Below are 14,779 nucleotides of genomic sequence, written 5' to 3'. Positions count from 1 at the left end.
TAATGGCAGAACAATTAGTAGAAATGAACCAACAATTGGAAAATGCTAACGAAGCAATCGCTCTTTTTGGAGTTAATGATGCGCATTTAAAAGTAATTGAACGAGAACTGAATGTATCGATCGTAACTAGAGGAGAAACTGTTCATGTATCTGGGGCAGTTGAAACGGTGGCACTCGTAGAAAAAATCTTACAGCAATTACTTGTTGTAATTCGTAAAAGTATATCAATTTCAGAGAGAGATGTTGCGTATGCGATTCAGCTTGCACAACAAGGGAAAATTGCTCAATTTGAAGAGTTATATGAGGAAGAAATTTTCAAGACTGCAAAAGGTAAATCCATTCGTGTAAAAACAATGGGGCAAAGAAGATATATTCATGCGATGAAGAAGAATGATATTGTCTTTGGGATAGGGCCTGCAGGAACTGGAAAAACATATTTAGCTGTAGTAATGGCTGTGAGGGCTTTAAAACAAGGATATGTAAAGAAAATTATTTTAACAAGACCTGCTGTAGAAGCTGGAGAAAATTTAGGTTTTTTACCAGGGGATTTGAAAGAGAAGGTAGATCCATACTTACGCCCGTTATATGATGCTTTACATGATATTCTTGGACAAGAATATACGCAGCGTATGATGGAGCGAGGAGTAATTGAAATAGCTCCGCTTGCTTATATGAGGGGGCGTACGCTTGATGATTCATTTGTTATTTTAGATGAGGCTCAAAATACAACGGGTGCTCAAATAAAAATGTTTTTAACAAGATTAGGTTTTAGTTCTAAAATGGTTATTACAGGGGACCCTTCACAAGTAGACTTGCCAAAAGGGGTAAAATCAGGGCTATCTATAGCTGCTAATATTTTATCTGGTGTATCAGGTCTGTCATTTATTACATTAGAACAAACGGACGTTGTGAGACATCCATTGGTGCAACGTATTATTGAGGCATATGATAAAATGGAATGATCCTATTTGTCAGGATCATTTCTTTTTGTATGATAAGGTTGGCGAACGTCATATTTTTTACTATCATGAAAGATAAGGAAAATAAACTATTGGTACTAGTGTATAAAATATTGCCTCAAAGTATCGTTTGGTAGAAGAAATGAAAGCTATAAATAGTTTCACTTTATTTCTGGAGAGGAGAAGGTATTGAAATCATGTCAAGATCTCAAGAAATTTCTAAGTGGTTTCGTAATTTACAACATTCGAAAAAACTAAGTTGGATTTCTTACGTTGTGTTAGGAGCAGTGCTGTTTTTTGCGCTTATGAATAATGTAAAACCAGAACAATTAGATGTTAATATGTATTCTATTGCGAAAAAGACAATCCATTCTCCTATAAAAATCGAAGATAAAGTTACAACGGATAAAAAGAAAAAAGAAGCCGCTACAAAAGTTGAAGATCAATATACATATAAAAGTGAGTATAAACAAAACAAAGTTGATATTGTGAATGACGTCTTTGCTAAAGTGGATGAAGTGGTGCAAGAGATTAAAGCTGTTGGACCGGATGATCAAAAAAAGATGACTGATGCTGAGAAAGTGGACAAGTTAAAAAAGAAACTACCCGCTGACTTAACGAAAGAGTTATCTGATTCAAACTTACTGAATTTGATTAATGCAGATCCGAGCCAATTAGTATTAGCGAAAGATGCTGCGGTCACAGCGATTAATAGTATCATGACTGAGCATATTAAAATGGACGAATTGAAAGATGCGAAAGAACGATATGTAAGTGAGATGAATAGTGTTAATGTTGATAATGGTTTAAAAGAATCAATTAAGGCGCTAGGAAGATATGCAATTTCAGCTAACTATTTTTATGACCCAATCTTAACGAAAGAGAAGAGAAAAGCAGAGGAAGATTTAGTTCCACCTGTTTATATTCTTCAAGGACAAGTTCTTGTTAGAGAAGGTGAAACAATTTCAAGTGATGTGTATAATCAGTTGAAATTAGTTGGTTTGTTAGAAAAAGGGAACGGTTTTCAACCTTATGTTGGATTAGCGGTACTCATTGGTGTGTTACTATACTTTATGCATAAACAATTTGAATTATTTTTAAAGAGAAAAAGAGAAGATAGACCGTATGTTTTAGCGTATATTACAATTTTGTCTATCACAATCGTCTTAATGAAAATCATTAGTTTGTTTCAAAAACTTGAATACGCAGGGATTGCATATGTTGTCCCAGTTGCGATGGGAACAATACTTGTAAAACTAATGATTGGTGATCGATTTGTCTTTTTAACGAGTATGATTTTTTCTGTATGCGGAAGTATTATGTTTAATGAAGGAGTAACGAGTACATTAAATTATAGTGTAGGGATTTACGTATTGTTAAGTTCGTTATCGGTTAGTATTTTCTTGCGAGAAAAAAATCGTCGTACAATGATTTTACAAGCTGGTATACTCGTTTCTGTATTAAATGTAGTCGTATTGGCGGCGCTTTTATTATTACGTAATGGGAATTTTTCGCCTCTTGAAATTGGTACGCAATTATTAATGGCTTCACTTTCAGGGATTATATCATCCGTTTTGGCTATGGGGATTTTACCATATTTAGAAAGTGGACTTGGAATCGTATCAAGTATGAAGCTTATGGAACTATCAAGTCCAAATCATCCGCTTTTACGCAGAATTTTGTTAGAAGCGCCAGGGACATATCATCATAGTGTAATGGTAGCGAATCTTTCTGAGGCTGCTTGTGAAGCAGTTGGGGCAAATGGTGTATTAGCGCGTGTAGGGGCATATTATCATGATGTAGGAAAAACAGTACAACCGCAATTCTTTATTGAAAACCAAATGGGAATTAAAAACCCGCATGATAAATTAGATCCTGTAACGAGTAAAGATATTATAATTGCTCACGTAACGGATGGAGTAAGAATGCTCGAAGAATATCATATTCCACAAGAAATTATTGATATCGCTGGGCAACATCACGGTACAACGTTACTGAAATATTTTTATTATAAAGCTATTAAAGAAGATAAAGAAAAATATACAGAAGAGATGTTCCGTTATCCAGGTTCAAAAGCAACTTCGAAAGAATCGGCAATTGTTGGTATTGCTGATAGTGTAGAAGCTGCGGTACGTTCTATGAATCACCCAACGCCAGAACAAATTAATAATTTGGTGCAAAGTATTATTAAAGATCGACTGCAAGACGGTCAATTTAGTGAATGTGATTTGACGTTTAAGGAACTACAAATCGTTGGAAAAACGTTGTGTGAAACGTTAAATGGTATTTTCCATTCGCGTATTACATATCCGGAACCTCCGGAAGAAAAGGAGAAAGAATGAATTTGTTAATTGATTTTATTGATGAAACAGAAGAAGTAAAAGAAGAGTATATGAGTTTAATTCGTGAAGTGTTAGAAAAAGCAGCTCAAATGGAAAATATCGAGGATGGTGCGGAGGTATCGGTGACATTTGTAGATAATGAGCGCATTAGAGAAATTAATCGTGATTACCGAGATAAAGATCAACCTACAGATGTAATATCCTTTGCCATGGAAGAGATGGGAGAAGGAGAAATGGAGATTGTTGGTGCAGAGATGCCGCGCATGTTAGGGGATCTTATTATCTCTATTCCAAGGGCGAAAGAGCAAGCTGAAGAGTACGGACATTCTTTCGATCGTGAACTTGGATTTTTGGCGTTACATGGCTTTTTACATTTACTTGGTTATGATCACATGACAGAAGAAGATGAAAAAGAAATGTTCGGAAGACAAAAAGAAATTTTAGAAGCTTTTGGATTAGGACGATGAAAAAAGGAAAACTTATAGATAGTTTTGGATATGCTATAGCTGGTATATTCTTTTGTTTTCGTCATGAACGAAATATGAAAATCCATTATTTAGCCGCAGTCATTGTTATATGCTGCGGCTTTTATTTCCATATTACGAAAATAGAGTGGATGATATTACTTATTGTAATAGGGAGTGTAATGAGTTTAGAGATGGTAAATACGGCTGTGGAAAAAACGGTAGATTTAGCGACTGCCGATATTCATCCGTTTGCAAAAATTGCAAAGGATGTTGCGGCAGGAGCGGTTTTATTGTTTGCAATTATAGCTGTTATAATTGGTGCTATTATCTTTTTACCGTATATGGTATAGTTGCATTCCGAAGCTTTTATTAAGCTTTGGAAGTGCCGTAAGGGCCTTTAATGAGAGAGTGTATCTCTTCATAGCTGTGAACAGGAAGGATGCGGGAATATGAATAGTAAACAATTAATTCTAGAAGCAATCGAAGCGCGTAAACAAGCGTACATACCATATTCTAAATTTCAAGTAGGTGCAGCATTATTAACGCGCGATGGAAAAGTGTATCGTGGATGTAATGTTGAGAATGCATCATATGGCTTATGTAATTGTGCTGAAAGAACAGCTTTATTTAAGGCGGTTTCTGAAGGGGATAACGAATTTGTAGCCATTGCGGTTGTAGCAGATACAAAGCGTCCAGTACCTCCTTGTGGAGCATGTCGACAAGTTATGGTAGAATTATGTAAACAGGATACGAAAGTATACTTATCAAACTTACATGGTGACGTTCAAGAGACGACAGTCGGAGAATTGTTACCAGGAGCATTTTTAGCGGAGGATTTACATGAATAGAAAAGGTTATAAATCAGGTTTTGTCTCTATTATTGGCAGACCGAATGTTGGAAAATCTACATTTTTAAACCGTATTATCGGCCAGAAAATTGCTATTATGAGTGATAAGCCACAAACGACTCGTAATAAAATTCAAGGTGTATATACAGAAAATGATGCACAAGTTATTTTCATTGATACACCAGGAATACATAAACCTAAACATAAATTAGGCGACTTCATGGTAAAGATGGCGCAAACGACATTAAAAGAAGTTGATATTGTTCTGTTTATGGTTAATGCAGTTGAAGGATTTGGTCGTGGTGAGGAATTCATCATTGAGAAATTAAAAGAAACGAAACAACCAGTATTTTTAGTCATTAATAAAATTGACCAACTTCATCCAGAGCAATTACTAGAGTTAATTGATCAATATCGTAAACTACATGAATTTGCAGAGATTGTACCAATTTCTGCGTTAGACGGTAATAATGTGGACGCTTTAATTGGAACAATTAAAAAGTATTTACCAGAAGGACCACAATACTATCCAGAGAATCAAGTAACGGATCATCCGGAGAGATTTATTATTGCAGAGCTTATTCGTGAGAAAGTACTACATTTAACACGTGAAGAAGTGCCGCATTCTGTGGCTGTTGTTATCGATGCGATTCAAAAGCGTGAGGGCGGGGCAGTTTATATAAATGCAACGATTGTTGTTGAACGTGCATCACAAAAAGGAATCATCATCGGAAAACAAGGAAAAATGTTAAAAGAAGTTGGTAAGCGAGCTCGTTTTGATATTGAAGCGCTACTTGGTTCTAAAGTATTTTTAGAAGTATGGGTAAAAGTGCAAAAAGATTGGCGTAATAAAATGTCTCAGCTTCGTGACCTAGGTTTCCGCGAGGATGAGTACTAAAATAGAGTAAAGTTGTAATCAGTGGATGGTTGGTTCATCCACTGATTATTGGTTTTTATGAACTTTGATAAATTAGGAAAAATTTTTCTCACATGAAAATGGACAAAATGGGTCAATTTAATAACAACAAAGGAAATTGGTTTATAGGCTACGCTTATTGAGAAAGGTGGATTCTTATGCTAGATTTTACCTGGAAGTTTTTCTCCAAAACAGGAAGCATTGAAACGTACTTGCTTTTGAAAGAAATGGAAAAAGACGTAAACGATGAGATGGATCAACATGAAGAGGAGCTAGCGCATCTAGACTCTCCAATTTCTTGACCCGTTTTGTTCAAACCTTGGATGGTGACGAACATGTTTCAAAAAGTTGAGGGCATCGTTATCCGTACGACAGATTACGGAGAAACGAACAAAATTGTTACAATATTCTCAAGAGAACTTGGTAAGGTAAGTGCAATGGCAAGAGGGGCAAAAAAACCGAAAAGCCGATTAGCATCTGTGTCGCAATTAATGACACATGGCCATTTTCTAATTCAAATGGGATCTGGGCTTGGAACATTGCAACAAGGCGAGATTATTTCAACTATGAAAGAAATTCGCGAGGATATATTTTTAACTGCTTATGCATCATTTATTGTTGAGTTAACTGATAAAGCAACAGAAGATAAAAAACATAATCCGTATTTATTTGAAATGTTATATCAAACGTTGCATTATATGTGTGAGGGTGTTGATCCAGAAGTATTATCATTAATTTATCAAACGAAAATGCTTCCGGTATTAGGGATGCGCCCGTACTTTGATACATGTGCGATTTGTCATCAAGAAACAGACTTTGTCGCCTTCTCCGTCAGGGAAGGCGGTTTTCTGTGCTCACGTCATGCAGAGCAAGACCCATATCGTATACCGGTAGGAGAAGCTGTTCATAAATTATTACGTCTTTTCTTCCATTTCGATTTACATAGGCTCGGAAATGTATCGGTAAAGGATAGCACAAAAAAACAAATGCGTTTAGTATTGAATACATATTATGATGAATATTGCGGAATTTATTTGAAATCAAGACGTTTTTTAGAACAACTTGATAAGTTTCAAATATAATTTTGGGCCGTATACGGTCCTTTTTACATACTTTCTTTTTCGAATAGCATATTTAGTATATAATATTTAAGAGATAGTATAACTTTTTTCGTTGTGCATTAAAGGTGGTGATTATCATAGAGCTGAATAAACGGCAAGAACATATCATTCAGATTGTAAAAGATCACGGTCCTATTACAGGGGAATCAATTGCAGCGCAATTGGGTCTAACACGTGCGACGCTAAGACCAGACTTAGCAATTTTAACGATGGCTGGTTATTTAGAAGCACGTCCACGCGTAGGTTATTTTTATACGGGTAAAACTGGGGGGCAGCTATTATCTGAAGCTGTTAAGAAAATTAAAGTACAAGATTATCAATCTAGACCGGTTGTAATTGATAAAAATGTTTCCGTATATGATGCAATTTGTACGATGTTTTTAGAGGACGTTGGTACATTGTTCGTTGTAGATCAGATGACTCTATTAGTTGGTGTTGTGTCTCGTAAAGATTTATTAAGAGCGAGCTTAGGAAAGCAGGATTTAACCTCTCTTCCGGTTAATATTATCATGACAAGGATGCCAAACATTGCGATGTGTCGTAGAGAGGATTCTTTATATGATATTGCGATGGAATTAATAGAAAGACAGATTGATGCAATGCCAGTTGTAAAAGATACGAAACAAGGTTTAGAAGTGATTGGGCGAATTACAAAAACAAATATTACACGTGCATTTGTAAATTTAGTAAATAACGAATAAGTGTAATTTGTTTAAAGTGAGGTAATGTAATGGATAATAAAATCGTATATGTCGTATCTGACTCTGTAGGGGAAACGGCTGATTTGGTTGTTCGAGCAGCAATGGGGCAATTCCCATTTGCTCCTGATATTAGACGTGTACCGTATGTAGAAGATACAGGGACATTAAAAGAAGTGATTTCGATTGCTAAGAGTAATCAAGCACTTATATGTTTTACGTTAGTTAAGCCTGATATGCGCCAGTATTTAGTAACAGAGGCTGCAAAAGAAGGGGTAGAGGCATACGATATTATCGGCCCTCTTATTGATCAAATTGAAGAAATTACGGGGCAAGTGCCGAGATATGAGCCAGGTGTTGTCCGTAGGTTAGATGAAGAATACTTTAAAAAGATTGAAGCGATTGAGTTTGCTGTGAAGTATGATGACGGCAGAGATGCACGAGGTATTTTAAAAGCAGATATCGTGTTGATTGGTGTTTCGCGTACATCAAAAACACCACTTTCCCAATATTTAGCTCATAACAAACGCTTGAAAGTTGCGAATGTACCACTCGTGCCAGAAGTTGACCCACCTGAAGAACTATATCAAGTGGCAAAAGAAAAATGTTTCGGTTTGAAAATTACGCCAGATAAGTTAAATCATATTCGAAAAGAACGATTAAAATCACTTGGATTAAGTGATGGAGCAACATATGCAAATATTAATCGTATTCAAGAAGAAATTGATCACTTTGAGGAAGTAATTAGTAAAATAAATTGCCAAGTAATCGATGTATCGAATAAAGCGATTGAAGAAACAGCAAATATTATTGTGAATGCAGTGCAAAACCAAAAAATGTTTTAGCACATTTACCAAAGGTGAATGTGCTTTTTTCGCTCGTGTGAAATATGATACCCATGGATTTTGTAATAGATTGTAGTGTAATGGTTATACTTATACTCCTTTGTCTTTTAGTATATTCAAGGTGTGAGTTTGTCATCCTGAAATGTAAGATGAAAAAATAAAGGGATATGTAGCGTAGTTGAAGAAAATATATTATAATAAAAAATTGTGATAAAAACCTATATTTTACGTTTAGACTTTAATTTTTCAGAATAAACTAGGGATAGGATTTACGAAAAAGACATGTAATTACGTTAAATCGACAAAATCTATACAAGAAAACGCACATTATGGAAGGATTCACAGAAGGGATGTAGAATACAGAAATATGCAAAACATCAACAACATATTAGTTGGTGTAGATGTATATCCCGTGAAGGCTGAAATTGTGCAAGTTGGAGCGGAATTTCATGTCGGAATTTTGTTTGTCGCATCATATGCTCATCCTTTAAGGAAATAGCAAGGCAATTGGATCATTGTAGATACTGAACAAAATGGAGTTGATTGTTATATGGATCAACATGAAAAAGTTACAGATCTCAAGATCAAACAGTATATGTGGCTTGCTACTCTTCTTGGAAAAAGGTGTATATGTATTGTTTCTAAGAGATACATTTGTAACAGATGAGCAAATGTATACAATTTTATATAGCAAGTATGTATATGCGATTTATGCAGATAAAGGACCTATAGGAAAGGTTCAAAATCGTTTATACAATGTAATCGGCAACACTTTCTAACAAGTTTAGAAAAATATTGTCGAATTATAAAGGAATTTTTTAATTTATATCGAATACAAAATACGACACGGAGATGGAGTTATGGGGAACAGAATTCCCGAAGAAGTTGTTGAACAGATTCGGACATCATCCGATATTGTAGAAGTTATTGGTGAATACGTTCAACTTAGAAAACAGGGGCGTAACTATTTCGGCCTTTGTCCATTTCATGGTGAGAATTCTCCTTCATTCTCTGTTTCATCTGATAAGCAAATTTTTCATTGCTTCGGATGTGGAGAAGGTGGAAATGTATTTTCCTTTCTAATGAAAATGGAAGGACTGGCTTTTACCGAGGCTGTTCAAAAGCTAGGCGAAAGAAATGGAATTGCGGTTGCAGAGTACACATCAGGACAAGGACAACAAGAAGACATATCTGATGACACTGTCATCATGCAACAAGCTCATGAATTATTGAAAAAGTATTATCATCATTTATTAGTAAATACGGAAGAGGGAAATGAAGCACTTTCATATTTATTAAACCGTGGTATTACGAAAGAGATGATTGAGAAGTTTGAAATTGGTTATGCATCACCTGCTTGGGATGCGGCGACGAAAATTTTACAAAAAAGAGGTTTATCGCTGTCTAGTATGGAACAAGCTGGCCTTCTAATAAGAAGTGAGAAGGATGGTAGTCATTACGATCGCTTCCGTGGAAGAGTTATGTTCCCGATCTATACGTTACAAGGTAAGGTGATAGCGTTTAGTGGAAGGGCGTTAGGGGATGACACTCCGAAATATTTAAATAGCCCTGAAACACCGATTTTTCACAAAAGTAAATTGTTGTATAACTTCCACCAAGCAAGACCGTTTATTAGAAAGCGTGGGCAAGTGGTTCTTTTTGAAGGATATGCCGATGTACTAGCTGCGGTAAAAAGTGGTGTGGAAGAAGCTGTTGCGACAATGGGAACAGCTTTAACTGAAGAACAAGCAAAACTTCTGCGACGTAACGTTGAAACTGTTGTTCTTTGCTATGATGGTGATAAAGCAGGGCGAGAAGCGACGATGAAAGCAGGGCAATTATTGCTAAAAGTTGGTTGCCAAGTGAAAGTCACATCCTTGCCAGATAAGCTTGATCCTGATGAATATGTGCAACAATATGGGACTACCGCTTTTGAAAATCTTGTGAAATCAAGTGTGAGTTTTGTTGGTTTTAAAATAAATTATTTGCGTTTAGGGAAAAATTTGCAAGATGAGTCTGGCAAAGAAGAATATGTGAAAAGTGTTTTAAAAGAGTTATCGTTGTTACAAGATGCGATGCAGGCGGAGTCATATTTGAAGTCATTATCGCAAGAATTTTCGTATTCAATGGAAACACTTTTGAATCAATTGCACCAATATCGCAAAGAACAAAAGGTACAGCAAAAACAAATAAAGCAGGTTGCTAAACCGTCTCAAGTCGTTCAAACAAAACCGAAGTTAACAGGTTTTGAAAGAGCGGAAAGAGAAATTATTTACCATATGTTGCAAAGTGCAGAAGTAGCTGTTCGTATGGAATCCCATATAGAAGATTTTCATACGGAAGAACATAAAGGGATTTTATATGAACTATACGCATATTATGAAAAGGGAAATGAACCTTCAGTCGGAACATTTTTAAGTTGGCTCTCTGATGAAAAGTTGAAAAATATTATCACTGATATTTCGACGGATGAATTTATTAATCCAGAATACACAGAAGAAGTGTTGCAAGGCCATTTGGAGACGCTTAGGCGGCATCAGGAAAAACTTGAAAAGATGGAGATCATCTTTAAAGTGAAACAAATGGAAAAAACAGATCCTGTAGAGGCTGCTAAATATTATGTAGCATATTTACAAAATCAAAAAGCGAGAAAATAGCTTTTTTGATAAAGTTTTAGTATAATGAATGTTTGTATCTCGCGTAAGGAGGGGAACAGATGGCTGACAAACCAGCTCGTTCTAAACAAATTGAAACTGAAATGACCCTTGAGCAAGTGAAAGAACAACTCACTGAGCTCGGAAAAAAACGTGGCGTTCTTACATATGAAGAGATTGCAGAACGCATGAATGGATTTGAAATTGAATCCGATCAAATGGATGAATACTATGAATATTTAGGTGAACAAGGCATTGACTTAGTTGGTGATAATGACAACGAAGAAGGCCCTAATAATCGCCAAATTTCAAAAACAGAAGAAGAGTTTGACCTCAATGATTTAAGTGTACCACCAGGGGTTAAAATCAACGATCCTGTTCGTATGTATTTAAAAGAAATTGGTCGTGTAGACTTACTATCTGCAGAAGAAGAAATTCGACTTGCAACGCGTATTGAAGAAGGCGATGAAGAAGCAAAACGTCGTCTTGCAGAAGCAAACTTACGTCTTGTAGTAAGTATTGCAAAGCGCTATGTAGGCCGTGGTATGCTTTTCTTAGACTTAATTCAAGAAGGTAATATGGGTCTAATTAAAGCTGTTGAAAAGTTCGATTATCGTAAAGGTTTCAAATTTAGTACGTATGCAACTTGGTGGATTCGCCAAGCTATTACACGTGCCATTGCAGACCAAGCGCGAACAATTCGTATTCCAGTCCATATGGTTGAAACGATTAACAAGTTAATTCGTGTACAACGCCAATTATTACAAGATTTAGGTCGTGAACCGTCTCCTGAAGAGATTGGTGAAGAAATGGATCTTGCTCCAGAAAAAGTACGTGAAATCTTAAAAATTGCACAGGAGCCAGTTTCTCTTGAAACACCAATTGGTGAAGAAGATGACTCCCATTTAGGTGACTTTATTGAAGACCAAGAAGCAACATCGCCTGCGGACCATGCAGCCTATGAATTGCTAAAAGAACAATTAGAAGATGTGTTAGATACGCTAACAGATCGTGAAGAAAATGTTCTACGTCTTCGTTTCGGTTTAGATGATGGACGAACTCGTACGCTTGAAGAAGTTGGGAAAGTATTTGGCGTAACGAGAGAGCGTATCCGTCAAATTGAAGCAAAAGCACTTCGCAAATTAAGACATCCAAGCCGTAGTAAGCGTCTTAAGGATTTCTTAGAATAGGTTATTTTTTAAGTTTACTTCACCATTGTGAAGTAAACTTTTTTATTTTGTTAATTTTTGTTAAAATTTAGCTATCGGCAACGATTACAATTTCTTGTAATTTATTTTACAGAATTGTCTTTTGATTTGCAAATGCTCATTTTTCGATTTTTCGATTAATTTTGTTTATTCTATACAAAAATATATGTAGAAAAGCGAAAAATATGATGAGAAACGTTAATAATTATCGAAATAATAAGCGATATGACAATAAAAAACAATAAACTGAATTTATGGAATATTTTTAACAAGTGGTAGTTTACTCTTTTCTGATAGAGCGTTTTCAAGTACAATGGAAATGACTGAATCATCTAACTATTTAGGGGTATAGAGGGGGGAGAAGAGATATGAAACGTAATCCGCTGATTCCGTTCGCTCTTATTGCAGCATTGGGTATTATCGTTATGTTTGTATTTTCATTTCAGGGGCTAAATAAATCTAAAGAGTTAGCTGATGCAAAAAATGGCGGGAAGCCAGCACAAACGGCATCAAAACCAGAAGATATTGTGAAGCAAAGCTGTACGAGCTGCCATGGTGATCAGTTACAAGGGGCAGTTGGACCTAACTTGCAAAAAATTGGTGGGAAACTTTCAAAGGATGAAATTAAAGAAATTCTTTCGAAAGGAAAAGGCAATATGCCTGCCAATATAGTTCCAGCTGATCAAGCCGCTAAAGTAGCTGATTGGTTATCGAAGAAAAAATAAAGTTCCGTATGACAAGCCTTTTGCTTATGCAAAGGGCTTGTTTTTCTATATTTTCTAAAATACGATGAATGATAGAGCAGTGAATTGTTGTTATGGGCTTGCAACAACTACTATAAATTCATTATCATGGAGACAGACTGACAAGAGAAGGAGTAATGGAAATACATGAATGAAGTAAAGCTTTCAAAACGATTAGAAGAAGTTGTACGTGAAATACCAGTAGGATCTACAGTCGCTGATATTGGATCGGATCATGCGTATTTACCGTGTTATACAATTATAAATAATATTGCTACAAAAGCAGTTGCAGGAGAGGTTGTAGATGGACCATTTCGCTCTGCGCAAGCAACTGTAGCTGAAAGTGGTTTACAAGATAAAGTAGATGTGCGTAAAGGGAATGGATTAGCTGTTATCGCACCAGGAGAAGTAGATGTAATTACGGTTGCCGGAATGGGCGGAGCGTTAATTCGTGACATTTTAGAAAGTGGTAAAGAAAAATTAGAAGGTGTAACACGTTTAATTTTACAGCCTAATATTGCAGCGCATCATATTCGTGAATGGTTTATTGAGAATGGTTGGGAGCTTATCCATGAAAAAATCGTAAAAGAAGATGGGAAAATTTACGAAATTTTAGTAGGGGAGCGAGGAAATGTTGCAGCGCCTTACTCTGAAAATAAACAAGCTGAATTGTTTATGGGACCATTTTTAATAACAGAAAAAAGTGAAGCCTTCGTTGAAAAATGGGAAGGAGAATTAAAAAACTTCCAAAATATTTTAAAACAGTTAGAACGTGCGGCTGATTCTGAAGAAACAAAGGCGAAGCGTGGGGAAGTAGAAGCGAAAATGAAAATGATAGGGGAGGTTTTATCATGAGTAAAATTCCAAATGGCCATGAAATTATTTCTTTATTTGAAAGTATGTATCCGAAGCATTTGGCGATGGAAGGAGATAAGATTGGACTGCAGATTGGAGCGCTTAATAAACCCGTGCGGCACGTATTGATTGCGTTAGATGTAACGGAAGAAGTTGTGGATGAAGCAATTCAATTAGGGGCAAATGTCATTATTGCTCATCATCCTTTAATTTTTAACCCGTTAAAAGCGATTCATACAGATAAGGCGTATGGGAAAATTATTGAAAAGTGTATTAAAAATGATATTGCAATCTATGCAGCGCATACAAATGTGGATGTTGCTAAGGGCGGGGTAAATGATTTACTTGCTGAGGCGTTAGGATTGCAAAATACAGAAGTTTTGGCACCGACATATGCAGAAGAAATGAAAAAAGTTGTTGTGTTTGTGCCAGTCACTCATGCAGAAGAAGTAAGGAATGCATTAGGAGACGCAGGTGCTGGTCATATCGGCAATTATAGCCACTGTACGTTTAGTAGCGAGGGTACAGGTACATTTGTACCTCAAGAGGGGACAAATCCTTATATCGGGGAAACTGGACAGTTAGAACGTGTAAAAGAAGTGCGAATCGAAACGATTATTCCAGTTTCATTACAGCGGAAAGTGATTAAAGCAATGGTAACGGCGCACCCTTATGAAGAAGTAGCATACGATGTGTATCCGCTTGATAATAAAGGTGAAACGTTAGGCCTAGGAAAAATAGGATACTTACAAGAAGAAATGACGCTTGGTCAATTTGCAGAACATGTGAAACAATCATTAGACGTGAAGGGCGCAAGAGTTGTCGGTAAGTTAGACGATAAAGTGCGTAAAGTAGCTGTACTTGGTGGAGATGGTAATAAATATATAAACCAAGCGAAATTTAAAGGAGCAGATGTATATGTAACTGGTGACATGTACTATCATGTTGCTCATGATGCGATGATGCTCGGTTTAAATATAGTTGACCCAGGACATAATGTTGAAAAAGTAATGAAACAAGGTGTACAAAAGCAATTACAAGAAAAAGTGGATGCAAAGAAACTCAATGTACACATTCATGCTTCGCAGTTACATACAGATCCATTTATATTTGTATAAGAAAA

At 36.1% G+C, this 14,779-nt stretch carries 16 protein-coding genes; all 16 read left to right on the top strand.

All coding sequences use genetic code 11. The annotated features are described in order from the left end of the window. The first annotated feature begins 2 nt into the window (after nt 1–2). Nucleotides 3–962 (top strand): PhoH family protein, encoded by a 960-nt coding sequence (locus tag ACX9TM_RS21760; RefSeq protein WP_000840501.1) that lies wholly within the window; start codon nt 3–5, stop codon nt 960–962. Between the two features lie 194 nt (nt 963–1,156). Continuing rightward, on the top strand, nt 1,157–3,301 hold the full coding sequence (locus tag ACX9TM_RS21755; RefSeq protein ID WP_000091510.1) for an HD family phosphohydrolase: 2,145 nt from the start codon (nt 1,157–1,159) through the stop codon (nt 3,299–3,301). Continuing rightward, nucleotides 3,298–3,768, top strand: a complete 471-nt coding sequence (gene ybeY / locus ACX9TM_RS21750) for an rRNA maturation RNase YbeY (RefSeq protein WP_001050397.1) — start codon at nt 3,298–3,300, stop codon at nt 3,766–3,768. Before ACX9TM_RS21755 ends, ybeY begins: the two co-directional genes overlap by 4 nt. Next, the gene (locus ACX9TM_RS21745) at nt 3,765–4,118 is read left to right on the top strand and encodes a diacylglycerol kinase family protein (protein WP_000715464.1); all 354 of its coding nucleotides are present in this window, start codon (nt 3,765–3,767) and stop codon (nt 4,116–4,118) included. Before ybeY ends, ACX9TM_RS21745 begins: the two co-directional genes overlap by 4 nt. 99 nt (nt 4,119–4,217) lie before the next feature. Continuing rightward, nucleotides 4,218–4,616, top strand: a complete 399-nt coding sequence (locus tag ACX9TM_RS21740; protein ID WP_065382013.1) for a cytidine deaminase — start codon at nt 4,218–4,220, stop codon at nt 4,614–4,616. Next, entirely contained in the window at nt 4,609–5,514 is a 906-nt protein-coding gene (era, locus tag ACX9TM_RS21735; protein ID WP_001080230.1) for a GTPase Era, read from the top strand. Before ACX9TM_RS21740 ends, era begins: the two co-directional genes overlap by 8 nt. A gap of 176 nt (nt 5,515–5,690) precedes the next feature. Continuing rightward, nucleotides 5,691–5,834, top strand: coding sequence for a YqzL family protein (locus ACX9TM_RS21730; protein ID WP_000883924.1), 144 nt, complete (start codon nt 5,691–5,693; stop codon nt 5,832–5,834). 33 nt (nt 5,835–5,867) lie between these two features. Continuing rightward, a complete protein-coding gene (gene recO / locus ACX9TM_RS21725; protein WP_000487009.1) occupies nt 5,868–6,614 on the top strand; it encodes a DNA repair protein RecO in 747 nt (248 codons plus the stop codon). 107 nt (nt 6,615–6,721) lie between these two features. Further along, nucleotides 6,722–7,354: a transcriptional regulator CcpN gene (gene ccpN / locus ACX9TM_RS21720; protein WP_000583756.1), complete on the top strand. Its 633-nt coding sequence runs from the start codon at nt 6,722–6,724 to the stop codon at nt 7,352–7,354. 29 nt (nt 7,355–7,383) lie between these two features. After that, nucleotides 7,384–8,196 carry a pyruvate, water dikinase regulatory protein gene (locus ACX9TM_RS21715; protein WP_000368944.1) on the top strand — a complete coding sequence of 271 codons (813 nt, stop codon included), beginning with the start codon at nt 7,384–7,386 and terminating at the stop codon, nt 8,194–8,196. Nucleotides 8,197–8,831: 635 nt separating this feature from the next. Next, nucleotides 8,832–8,975: a hypothetical protein gene (locus ACX9TM_RS21710; protein ID WP_000479733.1), complete on the top strand. Its 144-nt coding sequence runs from the start codon at nt 8,832–8,834 to the stop codon at nt 8,973–8,975. Between the two features lie 81 nt (nt 8,976–9,056). Then, a complete protein-coding gene (dnaG, locus tag ACX9TM_RS21705) occupies nt 9,057–10,853 on the top strand; it encodes a DNA primase (protein ID WP_000528221.1) in 1,797 nt (598 codons plus the stop codon). A gap of 59 nt (nt 10,854–10,912) precedes the next feature. After that, complete coding sequence (gene rpoD, locus ACX9TM_RS21700) at nt 10,913–12,040, top strand: RNA polymerase sigma factor RpoD (protein ID WP_000764065.1); 1,128 nt, start codon at nt 10,913–10,915, stop codon at nt 12,038–12,040. Nucleotides 12,041–12,426: 386 nt separating this feature from the next. Then, complete coding sequence (gene cccA / locus ACX9TM_RS21695) at nt 12,427–12,783, top strand: cytochrome c550 (protein WP_000828141.1); 357 nt, start codon at nt 12,427–12,429, stop codon at nt 12,781–12,783. Between the two features lie 165 nt (nt 12,784–12,948). Beyond that, complete coding sequence (locus ACX9TM_RS21690) at nt 12,949–13,656, top strand: tRNA (adenine(22)-N(1))-methyltransferase (RefSeq protein ID WP_001006542.1); 708 nt, start codon at nt 12,949–12,951, stop codon at nt 13,654–13,656. Further along, complete coding sequence (locus ACX9TM_RS21685; RefSeq protein WP_000036244.1) at nt 13,653–14,774, top strand: Nif3-like dinuclear metal center hexameric protein; 1,122 nt, start codon at nt 13,653–13,655, stop codon at nt 14,772–14,774. The genes ACX9TM_RS21690 and ACX9TM_RS21685 overlap by 4 nt, the downstream gene beginning before the upstream one ends. Nucleotides 14,775–14,779 lie beyond the last annotated feature (5 nt).

It is taken from the genome of Bacillus sp. LH1 (assembly GCF_057924895.1).
This window is presented reverse-complemented; position numbering and strand designations above follow the sequence as displayed.

Excerpts from the sequence above, each read along its gene's own strand:
- ybeY (WP_001050397.1), top strand. The coding sequence starts at position 3,298 with ATGAATTTGTTAATTGATTTTATTGATGAAACAGAAGAAGTAAAAGAA.
- recO (WP_000487009.1), top strand. The coding sequence starts at position 5,868 with ATGTTTCAAAAAGTTGAGGGCATCGTTATCCGTACGACAGATTACGGA.
- ACX9TM_RS21690 (WP_001006542.1), top strand. The coding sequence starts at position 12,949 with ATGAATGAAGTAAAGCTTTCAAAACGATTAGAAGAAGTTGTACGTGAA.
- ACX9TM_RS21745 (WP_000715464.1), top strand. The coding sequence starts at position 3,765 with ATGAAAAAAGGAAAACTTATAGATAGTTTTGGATATGCTATAGCTGGT.
- rpoD (WP_000764065.1), top strand. The coding sequence starts at position 10,913 with ATGGCTGACAAACCAGCTCGTTCTAAACAAATTGAAACTGAAATGACC.
- dnaG (WP_000528221.1), top strand. The coding sequence starts at position 9,057 with ATGGGGAACAGAATTCCCGAAGAAGTTGTTGAACAGATTCGGACATCA.
- ACX9TM_RS21740 (WP_065382013.1), top strand. The coding sequence starts at position 4,218 with ATGAATAGTAAACAATTAATTCTAGAAGCAATCGAAGCGCGTAAACAA.
- era (WP_001080230.1), top strand. The coding sequence starts at position 4,609 with ATGAATAGAAAAGGTTATAAATCAGGTTTTGTCTCTATTATTGGCAGA.
- ACX9TM_RS21760 (WP_000840501.1), top strand. The coding sequence starts at position 3 with ATGGCAGAACAATTAGTAGAAATGAACCAACAATTGGAAAATGCTAAC.
- ACX9TM_RS21685 (WP_000036244.1), top strand. The coding sequence starts at position 13,653 with ATGAGTAAAATTCCAAATGGCCATGAAATTATTTCTTTATTTGAAAGT.
- ACX9TM_RS21730 (WP_000883924.1), top strand. The coding sequence starts at position 5,691 with ATGCTAGATTTTACCTGGAAGTTTTTCTCCAAAACAGGAAGCATTGAA.
- ACX9TM_RS21755 (WP_000091510.1), top strand. The coding sequence starts at position 1,157 with ATGTCAAGATCTCAAGAAATTTCTAAGTGGTTTCGTAATTTACAACAT.
- ACX9TM_RS21715 (WP_000368944.1), top strand. The coding sequence starts at position 7,384 with ATGGATAATAAAATCGTATATGTCGTATCTGACTCTGTAGGGGAAACG.
- cccA (WP_000828141.1), top strand. The coding sequence starts at position 12,427 with ATGAAACGTAATCCGCTGATTCCGTTCGCTCTTATTGCAGCATTGGGT.